This is a genomic window from Thalassospira lucentensis MCCC 1A00383 = DSM 14000, assembly GCF_000421265.1.
Classification (GTDB): Bacteria; Pseudomonadota; Alphaproteobacteria; order Rhodospirillales; family Thalassospiraceae; genus Thalassospira; species Thalassospira lucentensis.
This window is the reverse complement of the sequence record NZ_ATWN01000001.1, coordinates 1-21,337: the sequence shown is the minus strand read 5'-3', so window position 1 is coordinate 21,337 and position 21,337 is coordinate 1. Positions and strand designations below refer to the sequence as shown.

Genomic DNA, 21,337 nt, shown 5'->3' with positions numbered 1-21,337 from the left:
AATTCGTCCGTGTTTGTTATTCTAATAATTACACAAGCGAATAATATAACTTGCGTAAAGTGAATAATTCTTCACTTTAGTTACGCTTTACGTAACTATTAGGCAATTCTACAGATGGGAAGACGCTTATGCCGATCAATCAAAAATCCCTCGAGGCTCTTCGCGCCTTTGTCGAAACCAACTCTGTCAGCGGTGCCGCAGATCGTCTTTTCCGAACAGCTCCACAGGTAAGCCGCCTGCTGTCTGCACTTGAGGATGAGGTTGGTTTTCCCGTGCTGTCGCGACGCGGCAGGCGATTGCGGCTCACCAAAGAAGGGAAAGAATTTTACCAAGAAGTAGAAAGGCTTATGCTTTGTCATGATGATCTGAACTTGCGCGCAGACCAAATTCGGCGCGGCAAAACTGAGCATATTCGCATCCTTGCTGCGCCATTTATTTCACACGCAGTCATCAATCAAACGCTGGCTCAGGTGATGATGCGCCGCCCCGAAATGACGGCGCAAATCGACTCACGCGTGCGCCTCGATATTGATGTCTGGGTGACAGAAGAAACCTTTGACCTCGGCATTGCGCCGCTGCCAATTAAAGAGGGTGTTTTTAACATCGAACCCTTTTTAGAATTACCGATGGTCGCGGTTATGAACCCCTCTCATCCTCTGGCCGCCAAAAAAGTTGTCACATTTGATGACTTTTCCAATCATCAGATCATCGCGACTCATGCCCGCTCGCTCCTCGGGCAGCATCTCCAATCGCTTGTAAAAAGAACTGGAAAGCGGCTCAATGTGCGTATTGAAGCCCGCAACGGGGTCATTGCCTGTCAAATGGCGGGGCTCAATCTCGGCTGCTGTCTTGCAGATCCTTTCGTCGCACTCTCAAGCGGCGTAGAGGATTTGGTTATCCGCCCCTTCGAACCTGATGGCACTTTGAAATATGGTTTCCTCTATCCTGCTGGGGGAAATCGGACCACGATCGTTGATGAGGTGGCGGAGGAAATCCGGCGCAGTACGACGGAACTCTCCACTCATATTTTCGATGATGATGTGAGAAGATTTTTACGTCTTTAACGCGAAGTTTTGAGGTGAAAACTCATTGGTAATGCTGAGTTAAATGTTTGGCCACGATATTTGATGGGTGTACAGCCGTGCAATACTCGTCGGCTGATGATGGTTCCATCCTTCTGATCACCCTGAATTGAAAGCGCAAGGTGTCTAACTAACTAGACGCACCTCAAGATAAGTCATCCTATTAGGGATCAGGAAATTTCTTCTGAGAATGAAAAGGTTTGGTGTCTGCTCAATTGACGGCTTTTGGAAAATGTCAGGTTTTCTGTCAATCTTGCAGTTTTTCGTTACTTTTTGTGTCAGCCCGTGTCAGCTTTTCTGGAGATCGGAAGTGGTAAGATATTGATTTATATAGATGTATCATATCACCTTTTCTGACAACAGGCTAAGGCGGCATCCCTAACCAGACCCAGAGCAAGGCGGGACCATCTCGCATTTCGAGATTTTAGCTGTGGTGGATGACTATAGTCGTGAGTATCTGGTATTGGCGGCCGACACATCCCTGTTCGTGACGCGTGTGACACGGGTACTTGATCAGTTGATAGCGGCAAACCCAAGACCATTATGGCTGTTCTCAAATGGGCCCAAGCTAATGGTGTACAGTGGCGTTACATCGCGCCGAGGAAGCCGATGCAGAATGGTTTTGTCGAGAGCTTCAATGCCAAAACTGCGCGACGAATGCTTGAACGAAACCCTGTTCTCGTCCCTGCACCAGGCAAGGACGGTACTGGCCGACAAAGATCATCACATTTAAGCTATTTTGCGAAAAGCACTGATTCTTCTTGATAAGAAAGCTTAACAAAACACCCCGCTCAGCTTTGGCTGAGCGGGGTGTTTTTCTTTTGGCATTGTTATATTTCGCAAAAGAGAGATTTATAACAGAAGTGGTTGCGGGGGCACACAATTAACTACGCCCTATAGCGCTGCACTGCGCTCAGTTTCACCCCACTTACGATCAATAAACCGACTTTCTCATTTACAACGCGCAACCCAACTATAATTAAACTTTTCCTCAATAACGTTACGCGTTAGAGGCTTCTCGACATCAGGCTAACTACCCTCCCCGTCAGACATCTCTTAATCACCAAGAATATCGGTTTTGTGAAAATTTTCCCCACCCACATTTCGCGATTGACAATCATTATCAATATCATTAGCGTGCCCGCAATGAGTGAGCCAAAGAACATCATAACAACGTAAAGTATCAGACATCACTGCAGCTTGCAGAAGAAGATCAAGCAGGGACATGCCCCTGGCCAACGACAACAGGCTACGAATTTCTATTAAAAAATAGAAACAAGGACATAGACCATGGTTGGAAACACGATCCCAAAAGAAGAAGAAAACCTGCAACCGCCCCTGTCAAAATCCGGCGCAAGACCATCAACGCTTGCACAATCGCCACCGGCGCACGCGCTTTTCAATTGTCTGGTCAAGGAATTTGCCCTGCCCCAAGGGCTGATCCGCTATCAATGGCCCAAAGATCGTGATCGTCTTCCGGTCGAGATTACACATGCTTCCGGTCACATTGTTCCGATGCATGTCTTCATGCCCGACCAATCCGAGTTCTTTGTGCTTGTTGACCGGAAATCAGGCACGGGAAGTCAATATTACCTGTCGCATATCTATGGCAAACTGCCCGGAGGGCGATGGAAACAGCTCGACTCGGAACTGCTTGCCACCCGCCTTCTGTCAAGCTGTGCAGCGCCAGATACACCGGTCAATGGCGAGCTGCTAAAACAAATTCAGTCCAGCATCACACTAAACGAAGAAATCGCCCTGCATGCCGAAACCGTAAAACCCGATCCCTTCCGCGACTATATCGCGAGCGAACAGAATTTATGGTTTGGTCATCCATCCCACCCGGCCCCGAAAGCGCGGCTTTGGCCCGATAACGCACCGGTTGCCCGTTACTCCCCGGAATTTTCCCCGCAGGTGCGGATGCATGTGCTTGAGGTGCCGTCATCCGGGCTGAATATCCTAACCGATGACACCAGCCCTTCAGCCGTTCTGGACGGCATCGCCGATCAGCACAACTGCCCGCCGGGATATGCACGGATTTCCCTGCATCCGGTGCAGGCCAGGCTTTTTCTTGGAAATCCGCGCGTCGAGCACCTTTTACGGACAGGCATGATCCGCGATCTTGGTGAAACAGGTTTTCATGCCCGCCCCACCGCCTCGATCCGGACGATGTATATCGAAGGGCACGACTATTTCATCAAGGGTTCTTTGAATATCCGCATTACAAACTGCGTTCGCAAAAATGCGTGGTACGAACTCGAAAGCACGATCCGGATCAACCGTCTTCTTCGCGAACTGAGCAGCAAGGCCCCGGCATCCACAGGGGACCTCAACCTTATCGAAGAACCCGCCACGATCAGCTGGAGCCCCGAAGGTGCTGATCCCGAAGATGACATCTGGTTTCGGGAACAGACCGGGGCAATCCTGCGCCGGAACTTCTGCAAGACTGAAGGTGCCGAACAATGCGTGATCGCCGCCACCCTGTTTGCCCGCGATCTTGATCTGCAATCCAATTGCGCACGCTACTTTGCCCGCTGGAATCTTGACCAGAATGACCGCGCCAAACTCGAATGGTTTACCAGCTATCTGAAAGCGCTTCTGAAGCCGGTTCTGTTCCTGTTTTACAATCACGGCATCGTCATGGAGCCGCATCTGCAAAATACGGTCATCATCCATGAAAATGGCCATGTTGCCAGACTGCTTCTGCGCGATTACGAGGGGGTCAAGCTGACCTCGGACAAAGGTATCACGCATATTGACGAAACCGTTCACCCGGCTGTCCGACAATCCATGGAATACAGCCGACAGGCCGGGTGGCGACGCATCAGCTACTGCCTTTTTGTCAATAACCTGAGTGAGGCCATTCTGGCCTTAAGCGAAAACAGTCCCGGACTTGCAAACACCATGTGGCAGCAGGTCCGTCGCGAACTTCACCAAATTTCCCGCGACCTTCACGGCCCGACCCCAGAGATTGATCAGTTGATCGCCAGCGGCGAAGTGGCCTGCAAAACCAACTTCAAAGTGCGACTGACCGCCCAGGCTGATCGAAATGCCGGTTACGTCACATTGAAAGCACCGTGGCACAGCGAGGAATGCGATCATGAATAACACAGACATGTCCGGGACCGTCAGCGAAGCCGTGCTGAGCCGTTTCAAAGCGCTGGCCGAGGATACACCCGATCCTCTTGCCGCTTTTGTCTATGACCTGGAGGCACTGAAAAACCACGTAAATCAGGTCATGTCCGCGGTGCCGAAAGGGGTGGAACTTTACTATGCCATCAAAGCCAACAGCGAAACGGAAATTCTCGAAACCATTGCGCCACTGGTTGACGGGTTTGAAATTTCCTCGGGCGGGGAAATTGCCCGTATCGCGAATTGCAGCCTGACAAAGCCTTTCGTCTTTTCCGGACCGGGCAAGCTGACATCGGATATGGAATCCGCGATCAGAAAGGGCGTGGAATTCGTTCATGTCGAAAGCATGCATGAACTCGGCCTGCTGGATGCTACCGCGCGCAAACTTGGCAAAACCCAGAATATCCTGATCCGCATCAATCCGGCCTTGCCCGAAAACATGCAGACAAAGCTGTCAATGGCCGGAACCGCAACGCCGTTTGGCATCGAAGAAGCCAGACTGCCCGAAGTAATCGCACTGGCGGAAAACTGCCCGAACCTTCGACTGAAGGGGTTCCACATTCATGCAATGTCTCATCAGACAGACAGCAGGCGTCATCAGACCCTGATCGATTTTTATCTGGAAAAATGGCCCGAATGGAAATCCGAGGCACGCGATCCCGGCACCCTGACGCATCTCAATGTCGGTGGCGGTATCGGTGTCAATTACACCGAAGCCGGGCAATTCGACTGGACCGGCTTCTGTCGGCATCTTGAAGACAGCTTGCGCAAAACCGAAAACCCGCCCCAAATCCGGCTGGAACCGGGGCGGTTCATCACCGCCTTTTGCGGTTATTATGGAATTGAGGTTCTCGATATCAAGGAAAGCCACACCCGTCGTTTCCTTGTATGCCGCGGCGGAACCCATCAATTCAGACTGCCCGCTGCCCAGAACCATAATCATCCTGTTCTTCACTTCCCTGATGCGTTGTCACGCACGGGAAATGGGGCTGCTCAGTCGGGTATATTCGACATTGCCGGACAATTATGCACGCCCAAGGATGTGCTAAGCCGGGACCGGGAACTGGAAAATGTAAAGGTCGGCAGCCTGCTGGTTCTGCCAATGGCCGGTGCCTATGGCTTTAACATTTCACATGTCGATTTTCTGTGTCACCCCAAACCCCTGATCGACTTCATCCCCGTCGGATCGAAGTCTCAGACGATGGAAACCATCAACGCAGCCAGGGACTACACGGCAATAGAAGTCAGCAACAGCGATCTGTTGCAGCAACAGGCAAACCGTGAATCCGGTGCACGCACCTATCCCCGCAGGTTCCCTCTTGCCATCCGGCATGCAAAGGGGCTGACCGTAACGGATATGGATGGCAGGGAATATATCGACTGTCTTGCAGGCGCAGGAACGCTGGCACTCGGGCATAATCATAATGTTGTCACCGATGCCATCCGGGAAATGATCGATGCCAACGTGCCGCTGCATACCCTGGATATCACAACCGCCACGAAAGAAGCGTTCATCGACGAACTGCTCGTTTGCCTGCCCGCAAACTTCTCACGCGATGCGCGCGTACATTTCTGCGGGCCGACCGGGGCGGACGGTGTCGAGGCGGCGATCAAGCTGGCAAAAATTGCGACGGGTCGCAGTAATATCCTGTCTTTTCAGGGAGGATATCATGGCAGCACCCACGCAACCATGAGCCTGAGCGGCAACCTGCACCAGAAGGGAGCACTGGAAGGGTTGGTGCCCAATGTCCATTTCATGCCTTACCCCTATGATTATCGCTGCCCCTTCGGGCTCGGCGGAAAGGCTGGCGAAAAAGCCGGTATCAATTTCATCCGGTCTGTCCTTAGCGATCCGGAAAGCGGCGTCACCAAACCGGCCGCCATTATTCTGGAAGCTGTTCAGGGGGAAGGCGGTGCCATCCCTGCCCCGGATGACTGGCTAAAAGAATTGCGCCAGTTAACATTGGAACACGATGTTCTTCTGATCATTGACGAGGTGCAGACCGGCTTCGGGCGCACGGGAAAACTTTTCGCCTTCGAGCATTCCGGCATCACACCCGATATCGTTGTGATGTCCAAGGCTGTCGGTGGCGGTTTGCCATTATCTGTCATCGCCTATCACAGGAAATACGATAAATGGCAACCCGGTGCACATATCGGGACGTTCCGCGGCAATCAGCTTGCCATGGCCGCAGGCAGAAACACCTTGCGCTTCATCCGCGAAAACGATCTTGCCGGGCACGCTGCGCGTATCGGCCAGCAACTTGAACCCGCCCTTCGCAACCTTCAGACAGCCTTCCCGCAAATTGGCGATGTCCGTGGGCGCGGTCTGATGCTGGGCGTGGAGATGATCAAGGATCGCACATCAGATACCCAAGGCTATCCGAAGGCAGACCCGGCTCTCGCCCGGTCCGTTCAAAAATCCTGCTTTGATCGCGGCCTTATCCTTGAGGTCGGAGGACGCCATTCTGCCGTTCTGCGGTTCCTGCCTCCTCTGATCATCAGCAATGCCGAAATGTATAAAGTCATCGACATCTTCAGCGATGCAATCGCCGAAAACTGCGCACAACGGACACTTAACGTTGCAGAATAAGATTGAAAACCTGCCTCCCCGGGTGGTGATGGTATCGGTGCTGCTGGGAACCCTGACGGTCAGCCTGAACAACAGTGCGCTCAACCCGGCCGTGCCGGAATTCATGAAGACTTTTGACGCCGGCCCTCTGCTTGCAAGCTGGATCGTTGCGGGTTTCATGATGGCGATGGGGTTGACGATGCCGCTTACCGGTTATCTGAGTAACCGGTACGGCAAACGGCGCCTGTATTTGATCGGACTTGGCCTGTTCGTTTGCGGCTCATCTCTTGGCGCGCTTGCCCCCGGTATCAACTGGGTGATTGCGGCACGAATAGTTCAGGGTATTGCAGGGGGATTGATGATCCCTCTGTCGCTGCCCCTGATATTTTCCGTCTATGAGAAAGAAAAACGCGGCAGGATCACCGGCATCTGGGGCACTGCCGTCATGCTGGCCCCAGCTGTCGGGCCCTTTGTGGGCGGGGTAACGCTTGAACTGGCAAGCTGGCAGGTCCTGTTCATCATGAACATCCCATTCGGATTAAGCGCGTTTGTTGTCGCTCTCGTTGGCCTGCCGACAGGTCGGCAGGATGCAAATGACAGGCAGCCTTTTGACACCAGGGGGTTTCTGTCTGCCACGCTGGCCATTGCCGTAACAATGATGTGGCTGAACCTTCTGTCAGAAGAAATACTTCCTGTTTTGGCTATGTGGGGTATGCCAATACTTGCTGTATTTGCATTTGCCTACTTCATCAGAACGGAACGCAAAAGCCCGGCGCCCCTGCTTGACCTCGGCTTGTTCACCTATCCCTGCTATCGGATCAGCATTGTGATCACGACCGTACAATCGGTCGGTATGTTCGTAACGCTCATACTGATCCCGTTGCAGCTTCAGACCGTGATGGGATATGGCCCCGTATGGACAGGAGCCGCACTTTTATGCACGGCCGTTTCCGGCAGCGTCTTTGTCAATATTGGCGGCCGCTGGCTTGACTGGCACGGCCCCAGGCTGACCGTCACAACGGGCCTTGTCATCACCTGTATTGCGGCATTTTTGCTGAGCGCATGCGACGCAAACACTCCCTTGTGGGGGATATTTTCCCTGATGATCCTGCGCGGCATCGGACTTGGACTTTCCTACATGCCGGTAACGACCGCAGGCCTGAATGCCATCCCCGAAAACCGCCTTACGCAGGGTGCTGCAATGAATAACATTTCCAGACGGACCCTGTCTTCCGCCGGGATAGTCGTGGCGTCCGTCTATCTTGAATGGCACCGCCAGATATATGCCCCTGCGGCACCGGAAGAAATGACGGCCATCAGTCAGGTATTTTTGGCAACGGGTCTACTGATTGCGGGCCTTCTGCCTTTGGCATGTTGCCTGCCGTCAAAGGTGCTTGTCCAAGCACCAGTCTTCCCGAAGTCTGACCTCTGATCATCCTTACATGAATACTGCAAACGGGAAACGAGCCCATGAATGTCAACACTCTCCCCTTTCCCCGAGAAAGAGAAACCCCCGGCACTGCCATCTATTCCTGGATCAGCAGTCAAAACCGGGATTGCTTTGTCAGGGTCGAGCAGCGGGTTCTCAAACAACTGGTGCAAACGCTGATTTTTGAGAAAGTCGTTCCTGTCCGAACGCAAGAAACCGATAACGGGACCCTGTTTCTGATTGAAGGGCGGTCACTTGATGATGCAACTGTCATTTACCTGTTTGAAGGTCAGCGCAAGGAAAGCTTCGGGCAAATCAAACTGTCCGGCATCGCCAGACGTCAGTGTGTCGACGCGCACCAAACCACGGATGCGAGCCTGACGGGTTTTATGGAAGAAGTTCTTTCCCACATTCCCGGCACCATCAATCTGACGCAATTTATCGAGGAACTGGAGCAAACCCTTATCAAGGATGTTCAGTCCCTGAGCCAGCCCATTCCGGCTGATTTATCAGCGTTCAGGCATGACTACAATAGCTTGGAAGGGCTTATCATGGACGCCCATTCCTATCATGCATGTTACAAGTCGCGGATCGGCTTTTCACTTGCCGAAAATGCTGCCTACGGACCGGAATTCCGTCAGGACATCCACCTTGTCTGGCTGGCGATACGGAAAGATCATGCCGATATCGGCCTTTCCCGCAGTTACGATTATGCCTCTGTCATTCAGGAACAGCTTGCCCCGTCCGATTTTGAACATTTCGAAACTGTTCTGCGGGACAACAAACTGACTTTCGACGATGTCCGGCTTTTACCGGTCCATCCTTGGCAGTGGGACAAAAAGCTTGTCACCGCCTTCCACCGGGAAATACGCGACGGTATTCTGATTTATCTTGGCCGCGGCAGTGATGCCTATCACGCACAGCAATCCATTCGTACACTGGCCAATGTCAGTGCACCCGATCGCCCCTATCTCAAGGTGGCAATGCACCTCACCAATACATCAAGCACCCGAATTCTGGCCAATCACACGGTCAGAAACGGCCCCGTCATTACCGACTGGCTGCAACATCTGATCGAAAATGACAAAACCGCCGGGGAAATGGATTTTGTCATTCTGCGCGAATTCCTTGGGGTCAGCTTTGATTACGAAACCTTGCCAGAACACCGGCGCACCACCGCCTATGGCGGTTTAGGCAGCGTCTGGCGGGAAAGCATGGCGAAATATTTGCGCCCCGGTGAGGCAGCAATACCGTTTAACGGGCTTACACACATACAACGCAACGGCAAACCGATCACTGATGACTGGATACAGGCTCATGGCCGGGAGGAATGGAGCGCGCAACTGATCCAGGTTGCCGTTCGTCCCATAATCTATTTGTTACTGGCAGAGGGTGTCGGACTTGAATCCCATGGGCAGAATATTGTTCTGATCCACAAGGACGGCTGGCCGGTGCGTATCGCCCTGAAGGATTTTCACGATGGCGTGCGCTATTGCCCGGATGCACTTGCCCATCCCGACAAGGCCCCAAAACTGCATGCAGCACCAGCCAGCCATCTGCGACTGAACAGGAATTCCTTCATTATCACTGACGACCTGAATGCCGTTCGCGATTTCACCTGTGATGCATTTTTCTTCATCTGCCTTGCCGAGATCGGCATTTTCCTCGATTCCAATTATGGGTTGGCGGAACAATGGTTCTGGAAGACAACCGCAGGCGTTATCCGGGAATATCAGGAACAAAATCCCCAACACGCAGAACGCTATCAATGCTTTGACGTCTTTGCTCCGACCATTCAGGTCGAAGAATTGACCAGACGCCGCCTGTTTGGGGATAGCGAACCACGCTTCATGGATGTCGCCAATCCCCTTTACGCATACAGGCCATAGCCATGCTGACCGAAAACCAATTGAAAAAGGCAATCCAGGCCGGGCAGCCCGCCTATGGTCTGTTCTGTTCAATCCCCTCGCCCACTGCCATGGAAATGATTGCCGAGGCGGATTTCGATTTCGTGATCATCGATACCGAACATGTACTGATCAATCCGGAAACCCTTGAAAACATGATCCGTGCCGGTGATGCACTGCAGATCACCGTTTTGGTACGGGTAGGCGACACAGACCCGAAAGGGATCCTGCGTGTGCTTGACGCCGGGGCCAAGGGCATAGTGGTTCCAATGGTCGAACAAGCAGAAGATGTGCAAAATGCCGTTAGCGCCGCCCGTTATCACCCCGATGGCAAACGAAGCCTGAATGGCGGCCGCCCCGGTGCTTTCGGCAAAAACAGCCTGGCTGACTACATGACCTTCGCCAACCGGGAAGTCATGGTCATTGCCATGATCGAGAGCAAAACCGGACTGGAGAACATCCAAGACATTCTGGCCGTCGACGGGCTCGACATGATCCTTGAAGGGGCAGCCGACCTTAGCCAGTCCATGGGCATGCCCTGGCAGATCAAAAACCCGGAAATACAGGAATGCCTGAATAATCTTCAACACGAATGCAAGCAGGCAGCCATCCCTTACTGCGCCATACCGCGCGAACCCGATGAGCACGAAAAATGGATCCGTAAAGGCGTCCATGCATTCGTTCTGGGCGAAGAACGAGGCATCGCCTTTCGCGCATTACAAAACAAGCTTCAGACCACAAAAGCAGGGGCAGAGAAAAACCATGAACGCGATAGATGACAAGCTTGCCAAGGCAGATCGATTGATTTGCCAGGACCTTTTTGAAGGCCTCCACGCAGAAGAATATTTTGAGAACCAGAAATCCGATCTGATTGCCTTTTCCGATCTGCCAGAGACGCAAGAAACCAGCGAACTTTTGCAATATCTTGGTCTGGATAGGGGCCTCTCTTCCGGCATGCTCTGGCGCTGGACAACGTCTGACGACCGGTTTGTTTACGCAGCCGTTGAAAAAGCTGTCCTTTATCCCTTCCAGCTCATGCGCAACAGCCGTCTGGTTGGTAAGTCTGCAGATGGATTTTATCATCTGGAATGCTTGTCATTCCTTGATCTGGTATGTCGCAAACTGATCGACGAAAGCCCCGACAGCCGCGAAGGGATCGCTGTTTTTACGGACATGGTAAAAACCAGCATAGAACAGATGGCGCTGTCATTATCGTATCAGATCGATACCAACCGGCTTCTCTCAAAAACCCCGCAGGACTTTTTCCAGATTATGGAGCAATGGGCATCCCTGCGTGATCGCCCCTATCATCCTGTTGCCAAGGCAAAAATGGGATTGTCAAACGAGGAATATACCGAATTCATGGCCGAATTCGACAAGGACATCTCCCTTGTTTGGATTGCGATAAAGGCAGATAGCCTGATGCTGGGCGAAGGTGTTGAAAACAGCCGCAGCAAATCTATTGCAGATGCCTTGCTTACCCCTGATTGCAACATCGCGCTCCAGAAAGAGATGGAGAAAAAAGGGCTGTCGCAAAGCCACATTGCCCTACCTGTTCATCCATGGCAGCTTGATCACTATATCAGGCCGCACTATGACCAGGAACTTCAGGACGGCACCTGCCACATCCTGGATTTTCAGGGTTACCGGGTAAAGGCCACATCGTCCCTGCGATCCATGGCGCCACTTTCCCCGAACCGAAACTATCTGAAACTGCCCATGCATATATTCTCTTTGGCAGCTTCCCGGTATCTGCCTGCGGTCAAAATGATTAACGGTAATCTCAGCGAAGCCCTGCTGCGCAAAGGTTTGCAGCTTGATCCGGCCCTTGAAAGCCGCGTTTTTGTCTGTGACGAAACCAGTTGGTGGGCTTACTTCACCGAAGGCACAAGCCTGTTTGACGAACGCCCCCGCCATCTGTCTGCCATGGTTCGTACCTATCCGGAAATTCTGGAAGACGACCAATATCGTCTCATCCCTATGGCAGCATTGGGAACTCCGCTGCCCGGAAGCAGGGTACATTTCTTTGACGAATGGCTGAATTACCGCGATATGGCGAGGACGGAAAACAACATCCTGACCCTGTTCCGGGAAGTCTGCGAGACCTTCTTCGATATCAATTTCCGTATGTTCAAAATTGGTATGCTGGCTGAAATTCACGGGCAAAATGCAGTGATGGTCTGGAAGGATGGTCAGGCGCACGGATTGTTGCTACGTGATCATGACTCATTGCGCATTTTTGTTCCCTGGCTGGAACGCAACGGCCTGTCAGATCCCGAGTACCGTATCAAAAAGGGCTATGCCAACACCCTTTACCATGATCGCCCCGAAGATCTTCTGTTCTATCTGCAAACGCTTGGCATACAGGTTAATCTGCGTGCCATCGCGGAAACCCTTGCGAATATCTATGACATCGAAGCTTCAGAATTCTGGAAACAGATGAAAGGCGCGATTATCCACGCGCTCGATAATGCGAGTTTCAACAAGGAAGATCGCACAATGATTGCAGAACACCTGTTCGATACGCCATATTGGCCCTATAAGCAGCTTGTTCGGCCAATCATTGCCCGCGCGGGCGGACCGGGAAGCATGCCCTGGGGCAAAGGCAAGGTGCAGAACCCGTTTCAGAATATTGACCCTTAAGAACGAACGAGAGACGAGGTTATGACCAAATTTTCCGGATTTACTTTCATCTGGAACGCCATCTACCGTCTTGTAGTGCCAAAGCTGCCCCGGAAGATAAAAACAGACTTCTTCAACCCGTCGCTTTTTATGGCGACGGGTTTGGCGATTTTCTGCTGCGTTATTTTTCAACCCGCTCTGGCACAGCAGGAAGACGTTGGAACAACGCGCGTCATTCCCCATGCCATGGGGGAAACAAAGATAACCGGTACCCCAAAAAGGATCGTCACCCTTTTTCAGGGCGCAACCGATACTGCCGTCGCACTCGGGGTTATTCCGATTGGCGTCGTTGAATCATGGGTCAACAAACCTGTTTATCCCTATCTTCGGGACGCGCTGAAGAACGCCGAAATTGTGGGACTGGAAACCCAACCGAACCTGGAACGTCTTGTCGCGCTCAAACCCGATCTGATTATCGCGTCGAAATTCCGCCACGAAACGCTCTATCAACAATTGTCAGCCATCGCGCCTGTCATTTTTCTGGAAGAAATCTTTGATTTCAAACAGACCCTTAAATTGATGGGACTGGCTCTTGATAAGGGGCAAACGGCAGAAGACCTTCTTACTCGATGGAACCGCAGGACAGAACATTTCCGTCAGGTCCTGTCATCACGGGAAAGCGTGGACTGGCCGATAGAAGTCTCCTTGCTCAATTTCCGGGCAGATCATCTCCGTCTTTTGTCTCGCAACAGCTTTTCCGGTTTGATCCTGAGTGAACTTGGATTTGACCATTCCTCATTTGCCGATACCAATGGCTGGATTTACAAAAAACTTACTAGCAAGGAAGCTCTGCCAACGGTGAATGCCGATGCCTTCTTCGTTTTCCTGCGGTCCGAAAACCCCGCCGTGGACGAGAATTATGACAACTGGCGCAATCATCCCTTGTGGAAGACACTGAAAGCCAGCCGCTCAGACCAGATTTACACGGTTGACGAAATCGTCTGGAGCCTTTCTGGCGGAATAATCGGCGCAAACATGATCCTTGATGACCTTTTCAGGATTTACGATGTAAAGCCCCTGACAGAGTGAATGACAATATATGACAATCAAGAAAACAAACGCGAAATGAGTAAGGAATTCAAAGCACTTCTGTTGCTGACGCTCATGTTCGTGCTGTCTTTCAGTGCGAGTCTGACCATGGGACAATATCCTGTATCGCTAGAGGATTCCTTTTTGGCGCTCGTCCAGTTTGACGAAAACTCCGTCGAACATGTCATCGTGATCAGCAGTCGACTGCCGCGCACTATTATTGCCTGTTTTGTTGGTGCCGCACTTGGAATTTCTGGCGTTCTGATGCAGGCCGTAACCAGAAACCCCATGGCATCGCCAAGCATTCTGGGCATCAATAGCGGTGCGATCTTTATGATTGTTCTGGTTTCCACCCTGTTTCCGTCTTTCGCCGGACATGGCCTGATATGGGTAGGCATGGCCGGCGCAACCCTAGCCGGAAGCATCGTTTATATGCTGGGCAGTCTTGGGCATGGCGGATTGACCCCGACAAGGCTGGTTTTGGGCGGTGCGGCCCTGACAGCCCTTTTCATATCCTTCACCCAGGCTATTCTGGTCATCAATCAGGACGGCCTTGACCGTATTCTGTTCTGGCTGGCAGGTTCCCTTGCGGGTCGCACGCTTGATGCCTTCCTGCCTGTTCTGCCCTACATTTCGGCTGCTGTTGCCGTCAGCTGTCTCATCGGACGGCACATCAACATTCTCATGTCAGGAGAAGATATTGCCAAAGGTCTGGGGCAGAATACATTTCTGTTGAAAACCCTGATTGCAGGACTCGTTGTCGTGCTTGCCGGCAGTGCAGTTTCTGCTGTCGGAAACATCGCCTTTCTGGGTTTGATTGTCCCACACATCGTTCGGCTTTCGACAGGCAGTGATCATCGCTGGCTCATCCCGCTAAGCGGTCTTGCCGGTGCGGTCCTGCTGCTGATTTCCGATGTTATCGCGCGTCAGATTATCATGCCTGAAGAACTGCCGATTGGAGCAATGACCGCAATTATAGGTGCCCCGTTATTTGTCATTCTTGCGCGGCGGAATTTCTCTTATGGATAATATTTTCACATCTCTAGGCAGACTCAGGACCTGCGATCCTGATCGTACCGCCTTGCCGGTCCTTATTCTGATCATGCTGTTTACAGCACTGATCGCCATCGTCGCCACGGCAGCGGGCCCGGAAAATATTCCGATCTTGACCGTCATTCACGAATTGTTCGGAGCCAATGAAAGCCCGCATGCCTTCATCATCCAAAGCCTGCGTTTGCCCAGGATAGCTATGGCGCTTTTGGTCGGGGCAGGTCTCGGAGTTTCAGGTCTTATTCTGCAAACCCTGGTACGCAATCCGCTTGCCTCACCCGAAATTATCGGCATCACCGGCGGTGCTTCGGTTGCCGTCGTCATCTATTTCGGTTGGCTGGCACCCGTTATCAGCGTGACATGGATGCCGCTGATCGCCTCAACCGGGTCGGCGGTTGCCGCCATTACGATCTTCCTTCTGGCATGGAGCGGAACCGTAGAACCGGCAAGGCTGATCCTGATCGGCATCGGCATTTCTGCCACTTTCGGTGCCCTGACCACTTTGCTGATGGTTTTCAGCACCGAAATGACGAACCTTTCTGCCTATATCTGGTTGACCGGCAGCGTCTATGGTGCGGATTGGACTGATGTGCGTCACATCCTTCCATGGGTATTGCTGCCTTTACCTCCGCTAATCTTTTTGGGGCGAACACTGAATACCCTGCTCTTGGGCCATGATGTGGCGACCAGTCTGGGTATACCGGTACAAATCGTTCGTCTGATCGCACTCGGGGCCTGCGTTATTCTGGCCAGTGCCGCAGTGGCATATGCCGGTGCCATCGGATTTGTCGGCCTGCTGGCCCCGCATATCGCACGCCGACTTGTGAAGAACACCATCACTTTGCAAATTCCCGCGACGGCCTGCATAGGCGGCCTGCTGGTCCTGATCGCAGATACCGCAGGACGCACACTTTTCGGTTCCCTGGATTTGCCTGCAGGCATATTTGTCTCCGCGATCGGCACGCCATTTTTCATTTACCTTCTCTACCGCCAAAGATAGAGAGACGCTTATGTTATCGCTTGAAAGCCGCGCCCTTACACTTGGTTATGACAAAAACATTGTCATCAAGGAACTCGACCTTGCCATTCCAACGGGCAAAATCACGGTCCTGATCGGCAGCAACGGTTGCGGAAAATCAACGCTGCTGCGCGCTCTTGCCCGCCTTTTGAAACCTGTCTCGGGACAAATATTCCTTGCGGGCGAGACGATTTCTCAGATTTCAGGTTCTGAAATTGCCAAACGTCTTTCCATTCTTCCCCAGGGTCCCGATGCCCCCGAAGAAATGACAGTTTATCAGTTGGTTCGACAAGGCCGTTACCCGCATCAAAGCTGGTTTCAAGGCTGGTCTGCCACCGATGAAGAAATGGTCGAACGTGCCCTGGAAGCAACAGAACTGACCGATCTGCGCAACAGGCCGTTGCAAAAACTGTCAGGGGGGCAAAAGCAACGCGCATGGATCGCGCTAACGCTGGCGCAAGACACCGATATCATTCTGTTGGATGAACCCACGACCTATCTCGATCTTTCCCATCAGATCGATATTCTGGAACTGCTGCACGAACAGAACAAGGATGCGAACAAAACCATTGTTATGGTTCTGCACGACCTGTATCTGGCTTGCCGTTATGCCGATCATCTTGTCACTTTGAAAGACGGCCGGATATATGATCAGGGCAAGCCGGGCGATATAGTCACAGAAGATATGATCCGTGCAGTGTTCGAACTCGAATGCCGGATCATTTTCGACCCGCTCAATGGTACACCGATCTGCATCCCCCACGGACGCAGTACGTCAAGGCCGGAGGAATTCCATGCATGACCTTGACGACCGGTGGACAGAAGAATTACGCACCTTATGTGGCCTCAAATCGGCAAGCACGGGTCTACCCGGGCTTTCGGTGCCAGGCCCGGAGATACTCGATAAGGATATCTGCCGCGACATATTGCACGAATCAGGCCGTTTGCTTGGCTCCCGGTCGCGCAAGATTACCGCATCACTGCTCAGCAAACGTATCGCTTTCCTCACCACAGCAGCGACGCTCTATCCCATGAGCCTCTATAATCGCGGGCTGGATTTGTCTCTGGAAAACTGTGTGATTGATTACAGCCACGATTCAAAGCGATGGCAGTCTTCGATGTATCTTTACAATCTGGAAGCCTCCCCGCCTCCCCCGGGGGCCAGAGAAACCTGGCGAGAAGATGTATGCCGCAGACTTTTTTCCATCAATCTCGCCCGTCTGTGGCAGGCCCTGCATGAAGCCTCCGGCGTTACCCTTTCCATTTTATGGGAAAATACCGCTGTCAGGGTTTATTCTCTTTATGAACGTCGTCTTATGTCCATCGGTGACACGGACACTGTTCGGCAAATTCGGGAAGACTTCGCCTATCTCACAACCGAAGCAGAGGGTAGCCTCTTTGGCTGCAAAGACAATCCTCTCCAACGTTTCTATTTCGATAAGACAGCCGTCGGAGAACGCGCAATCCGCTATCGCCGAACCTGCTGCTATTATTATCTCACCCCGCCGCAAGAGTATTGCTCGACCTGTCCCCTTCTTTTATCTCCCGGAAAGAAAAGCAAATGCTCGAACTAAATCCGTCTTGCCGGAACATTCCGCAGGATCTTGTTGAACGGTATCGCGCTGTGGATACATCCTCCATCGGTCACCTGACCACAGAAGGATATATTCGAAATGTCAAAGCCCAAACCCAATGCTGCAGGCTACTTGGTCATGTGGTGACGGTAACCCTGCACGGGACGGACGGCAGCGCCCTCTATCATGCATTAATCAATAGTCACCTCGGCGACGTCCTTGTCGTCTCGATGCCAGACCACGCGGAATATGCCTGCTGGGGGGAACTGCGTACCATTGCCGCCATGATCAAGGGTGTCGCCGGTATTGTAACGGATGCCTGCGTGACGGATATCCGGGCTCTGCAAGACCTGCCTTTCCCGGCTTTTGCCAAAGGCAAGAGTTCTGTCACCACGCAAAAAAGTGACTTGGGCGGGAAAGTCAATACTCCTGCCGTAATAGACGGTCAGGAAATTCGCCCGGGCGATATGGTGATCGGCGATGAAGACGGCCTTTTCATCCTCTCGCCTGAACAAGCAAGCAAACTGATTGATCCGGTCCTAAAGAAACAGGAACGGGATCTTGAAAAACGTCACGAACTTCTTGAAAAACTGAATGCTACCCAGAATCAAGGGTAGAAGTAAAAGTATTCAGGTTCGAACAAGCATACCCCCTGCAGCCATCTTCTGCAGGGGGCGTAGATATTCCTCGTTGAGAAAATGGATTTAGAAATCGACAGAGTATCCAACTGTTACAGTTCGCCCACGCCCGTTGAAGTAACGGTCGTCATTTGCCAACGCAGCTTGGGAATAGTAGGTCACATAATCCTCATTCAAAAGGTTCTCGATCGCCATGTTGATCTTGCCTGTTGGCAAAGCGTAAGTCGCAGCTAGATCGGTGATCGTATATCCAGAGAAATTCAAATCAGCCTCGTCAAAGCTTTTGGAGAAATTATGCTGCACTTGCAGAAACGTCGAAAAATTATCGGTCCACGTACTGCTCCAGGTCGCGATCAATCTGTTCGGCGGCACATTCAAACCGTTAAACTTGGCATCGAGCGATCCGTTGTCATCACTATCGTATTTGCCTTCAATATACGAATAACCGAGACCGACCTTGTTGTCTTCGTTTAGCCAGTATCCCCCGGATAGCTCAAGGCCGCGCATTCTGGATTTTTCCCGTTGAACAAAGAAGTCGTCACCAACCTGCTCAAGCCGAGAACCCAAATCTGCGCTTGTTTGGTAAACACTAAACTCAGCATCCCATACGTTGTTGTTGTAACGAACCCCAAGCTCAATATTTTCAGTAACAATTGGTTCAAGGTTAAGGAACGTATCTACATCCAGACCTGTCTGGTTAATACCGCGCAATACACGTCCGACATCTGGCATGCCAAACCCTTCGGCATAGTTACCAAACAGCGATACAGTCTCTACCGGGCTATAGGTGATACCGAAATTCAACAACGTTTCTTCAAAGGATGGTGTCCCGCCATCCACTGTCACACCATTTCGCGATGCCACCGTCTGATAGGTCGGAACATCCAACTCTGCGACTTCATATCGAATACCAGAATGGAATTGCAGTCCTTCAAGCACTTCAAAGTCAGCTTGCAGGAACGGGGCATAGTTAAAGAATTCCGTTTCCGGAACATAAAGCCGATTGGTTAAAATCAAAGCCTGTTCAGTTGTATCACGAAGAACATCAAACCCTGTTGTCAGCTTCAAGCGATCATCAAGCAACCCATCTTTGATAAGCGTTACCTTGCTGCCAACTTTGGTCGAACTTGCCTGGGATTGGTCAAGTCCGGTCGGTGCAAGCGAGGAATCCACGAAACTAGTTGATTCTGTTGCACCGAACCGCCCCTCAAAATCCTGATAATATGCCTGAATTTTCAGGTCCATATCCATGAAATCGGTATTCTCGTAATTCAGGCTTGTCGTATAAACTTGATTTCTCGGTGCCTCGCCAGGAGGTGTACCTTTTTCCGAGGTCGTAGCAATACCAGCATCACGATCACCAGTCACACTGACATAATTCTGTTTGCCTTCCGAACGGAAAAAATTGAATTCCGCACCGATCGACTGATCATCGTCAATCCAATAAGTTCCCTTGCTCAGAAAATCATAGGTGCGCGAATCCATCAAATCACCTTGCGTATTATCTACGCCAACCGGATCTCCGTCCGCATCCAAATAAAGCCCCTGATCTTCAACCGTTGCCGATACAAGATAATCAACATCTTCCAGACTGCCATTAAACCCGTAACCAAGCTTATAACTATCGGTTTCACTATTAAGTTCTGTTGTAGGAGCTGTTGTCTGAAGATTCATATGCTGGTTAAAAGTGCCAGCTTCCGGACGCTTGGTGATGTAGTTGATAATGCCACCTGTTGCACCCAGACCGTGAATGGCATTCGCTCCATGAATGACTTCGATTCTCTCGACCATCGAAAAGTCAATGGTATGCGCTGCCCTTCCTGTTGGGCGGAGGGGATTGGACTGTGGAACCCCGTCAATCATGAAAAGAGGCGTACGACCGCGGAAGGTCTCACCACTACCGGATAATTTCTCGCGTGCTGGCGTGTAAGCCGGAAGTAAATTGGCAAGCACTTTTGAAGAGTCAGTCGTGATCGCCAACTGCTGCTCAATTTCTTCCCTAGTAATGATTGTGACCTTTTGCGGCGAAGATTTCACATCGGAATTCGTTCGACTGGCTGAAATGACAACCGGTACGGTCATTGTTTCATCTGCCGATTGTTCATTTTCAATCGACTCTTCACTTTCGACTTTTGGTTGCTCGGTTTGTGTCTGGGCAAAAGCCTGCTGCACAAACAAAAAAGAACAACTGATGGCAAAAAGTGAAGTTAAACCGGGTTTAATCACAAGAGCCCCCTCTGCAATAAAATTTAGAAACCGCCGAAACGTACACAACCCTCCCGATCATTGCAAATCATAATGATAATCTTTCTCATTTTAATTTCATGCCCTCAATCACATCCGCGTAGGAAGCGGAAAATCAAAAAAAACACCCCGCTGGCTTTCGCCGAGCGGGGTGTTTGATCTAGATCTTTGTTATATCTCGCACAGGAGGGAGTTATAACAGAAGTGGTTGCGGGGGCGTGCAAAAATCATCCGAATTGGCTCAACCTAGTATCAAGTAATCCAAGACTCGCAGCGATTAACGAACAAACGCCAACTTCCTACCCCATATCCAATTGAACCGTACAGAACATACGCTCCAAGGAGTTGGGAAGAATCTGAAGCACTTAGCTGAGATCACTCTGCTGTGGCCCATAGTGAATAGCCCCTGGAATTGTAGACACCCCATCACTTATAAAGTGAGGCAAGGAGTTTACGACGCCCAAGAGTCATTTTACCGATGAGTTCAAGATCAATGCCGTTTGGGTGACCGACATCACCTATATCAAGACACAGGAAGGGTTTGCGTATCTTGCCGTCGTAATTGACCTTTATTCCCGCATGGTGGTTGGCTGGGCATTGAAGCAGCGACAAGATACAGAGGTTGTTCTGCAAGCCTTGCTGATGGCCGTCTGGCGGCGAAAGCCAAAGAACAGGGTGCTGATCCATTCTGATCAGGGTTCCCAATATACCAGCATCGACTGGGCCGCTTTCCTTCGTGAGCACAATCTTGAACATAGTATGAGCCGCCGTGGGAACTGTTATGACAATGCTGCCGAAAGTTTCTTCAACTTGCTTAAACGCGAACGCATCCGCCGCAGGGTCTATAAATCACGGGATGAGGCACGTCAGGATGTCTTCGATTACATAGAAATGTTCTACAACCCGAAGCGCAAACATAGTACCAACGGGATGTTGTCACCCGTCGAATTCGAAAGACGACAAATCTGATCAAACCGGGT

General features: G+C 51.5%; 14 protein-coding genes and 2 pseudogenes. 15 read left to right on the top strand and 1 reads right to left on the bottom strand.

All coding sequences use genetic code 11. The features are described 5' to 3' along the window. Positions 1–128 precede the first annotated feature (128 nt). From K355_RS22685 to K355_RS0100015, 14 genes and pseudogenes are all read left to right on the top strand, one after another. Positions 129–1,064, top strand: coding sequence for a LysR family transcriptional regulator (locus tag K355_RS22685; protein ID WP_022730075.1), 936 nt, complete (start codon positions 129–131; stop codon positions 1,062–1,064). 433 nt (positions 1,065–1,497) lie between these two features. Continuing rightward, positions 1,498–1,794, top strand: a pseudogene (locus K355_RS25980) (integrase core domain-containing protein); the annotation flags it as partial. Positions 1,795–2,372: 578 nt separating this feature from the next. Continuing rightward, positions 2,373–4,190: an IucA/IucC family protein gene (locus K355_RS0100070; protein WP_022730072.1), complete on the top strand. Its 1,818-nt coding sequence runs from the start codon at positions 2,373–2,375 to the stop codon at positions 4,188–4,190. After that, positions 4,183–6,807: a diaminobutyrate--2-oxoglutarate transaminase gene (locus tag K355_RS26245; RefSeq protein WP_022730071.1), complete on the top strand. Its 2,625-nt coding sequence runs from the start codon at positions 4,183–4,185 to the stop codon at positions 6,805–6,807. Before K355_RS0100070 ends, K355_RS26245 begins: the two co-directional genes overlap by 8 nt. Beyond that, on the top strand, positions 6,797–8,218 hold the full coding sequence (locus K355_RS22680) for a DHA2 family efflux MFS transporter permease subunit (RefSeq protein WP_022730070.1): 1,422 nt from the start codon (positions 6,797–6,799) through the stop codon (positions 8,216–8,218). Before K355_RS26245 ends, K355_RS22680 begins: the two co-directional genes overlap by 11 nt. 38 nt (positions 8,219–8,256) lie before the next feature. Beyond that, complete coding sequence (locus K355_RS0100055; RefSeq protein WP_022730069.1) at positions 8,257–10,104, top strand: IucA/IucC family protein; 1,848 nt, start codon at positions 8,257–8,259, stop codon at positions 10,102–10,104. 2 nt (positions 10,105–10,106) lie between these two features. Further along, positions 10,107–10,901 (top strand): HpcH/HpaI aldolase family protein, encoded by a 795-nt coding sequence (locus tag K355_RS0100050; RefSeq protein ID WP_022730068.1) that lies wholly within the window; start codon positions 10,107–10,109, stop codon positions 10,899–10,901. Then, a complete protein-coding gene (locus tag K355_RS0100045; RefSeq protein ID WP_022730067.1) occupies positions 10,885–12,765 on the top strand; it encodes an IucA/IucC family protein in 1,881 nt (626 codons plus the stop codon). Before K355_RS0100050 ends, K355_RS0100045 begins: the two co-directional genes overlap by 17 nt. Positions 12,766–12,786: 21 nt before the next feature. Beyond that, positions 12,787–13,833 carry an ABC transporter substrate-binding protein gene (locus tag K355_RS22675; protein WP_022730066.1) on the top strand — a complete coding sequence of 349 codons (1,047 nt, stop codon included), beginning with the start codon at positions 12,787–12,789 and terminating at the stop codon, positions 13,831–13,833. Positions 13,834–13,869: 36 nt separating this feature from the next. Then, positions 13,870–14,862 (top strand): FecCD family ABC transporter permease, encoded by a 993-nt coding sequence (locus K355_RS0100035; protein ID WP_028791166.1) that lies wholly within the window; start codon positions 13,870–13,872, stop codon positions 14,860–14,862. Then, positions 14,834–15,883, top strand: coding sequence for a FecCD family ABC transporter permease (locus tag K355_RS0100030; protein ID WP_211219007.1), 1,050 nt, complete (start codon positions 14,834–14,836; stop codon positions 15,881–15,883). The genes K355_RS0100035 and K355_RS0100030 overlap by 29 nt, the downstream gene beginning before the upstream one ends. A 10-nt stretch (positions 15,884–15,893) precedes the next feature. Further along, positions 15,894–16,703 (top strand): ABC transporter ATP-binding protein, encoded by an 810-nt coding sequence (locus tag K355_RS0100025; protein WP_022730063.1) that lies wholly within the window; start codon positions 15,894–15,896, stop codon positions 16,701–16,703. Beyond that, on the top strand, positions 16,696–17,475 hold the full coding sequence (locus K355_RS0100020) for an IucA/IucC family C-terminal-domain containing protein (RefSeq protein ID WP_022730062.1): 780 nt from the start codon (positions 16,696–16,698) through the stop codon (positions 17,473–17,475). The genes K355_RS0100025 and K355_RS0100020 overlap by 8 nt, the downstream gene beginning before the upstream one ends. Then, complete coding sequence (locus K355_RS0100015) at positions 17,463–18,092, top strand: RraA family protein (protein ID WP_022730061.1); 630 nt, start codon at positions 17,463–17,465, stop codon at positions 18,090–18,092. Before K355_RS0100020 ends, K355_RS0100015 begins: the two co-directional genes overlap by 13 nt. 87 nt (positions 18,093–18,179) lie before the next feature. Here the strand turns inward: K355_RS0100015 and K355_RS0100010 are convergent, their stop codons facing one another. Beyond that, positions 18,180–20,339 (bottom strand): TonB-dependent receptor, encoded by a 2,160-nt coding sequence (locus K355_RS0100010; protein WP_022730060.1) that lies wholly within the window; start codon positions 20,337–20,339, stop codon positions 18,180–18,182. Positions 20,340–20,849: 510 nt separating this feature from the next. On the opposite strand from K355_RS0100010, the pseudogene K355_RS22670 reads away from it, so the two are divergent. Then, positions 20,850–21,326 (top strand): annotated as a pseudogene (locus K355_RS22670) (IS3 family transposase); the annotation flags it as partial. Positions 21,327–21,337 lie beyond the last annotated feature (11 nt).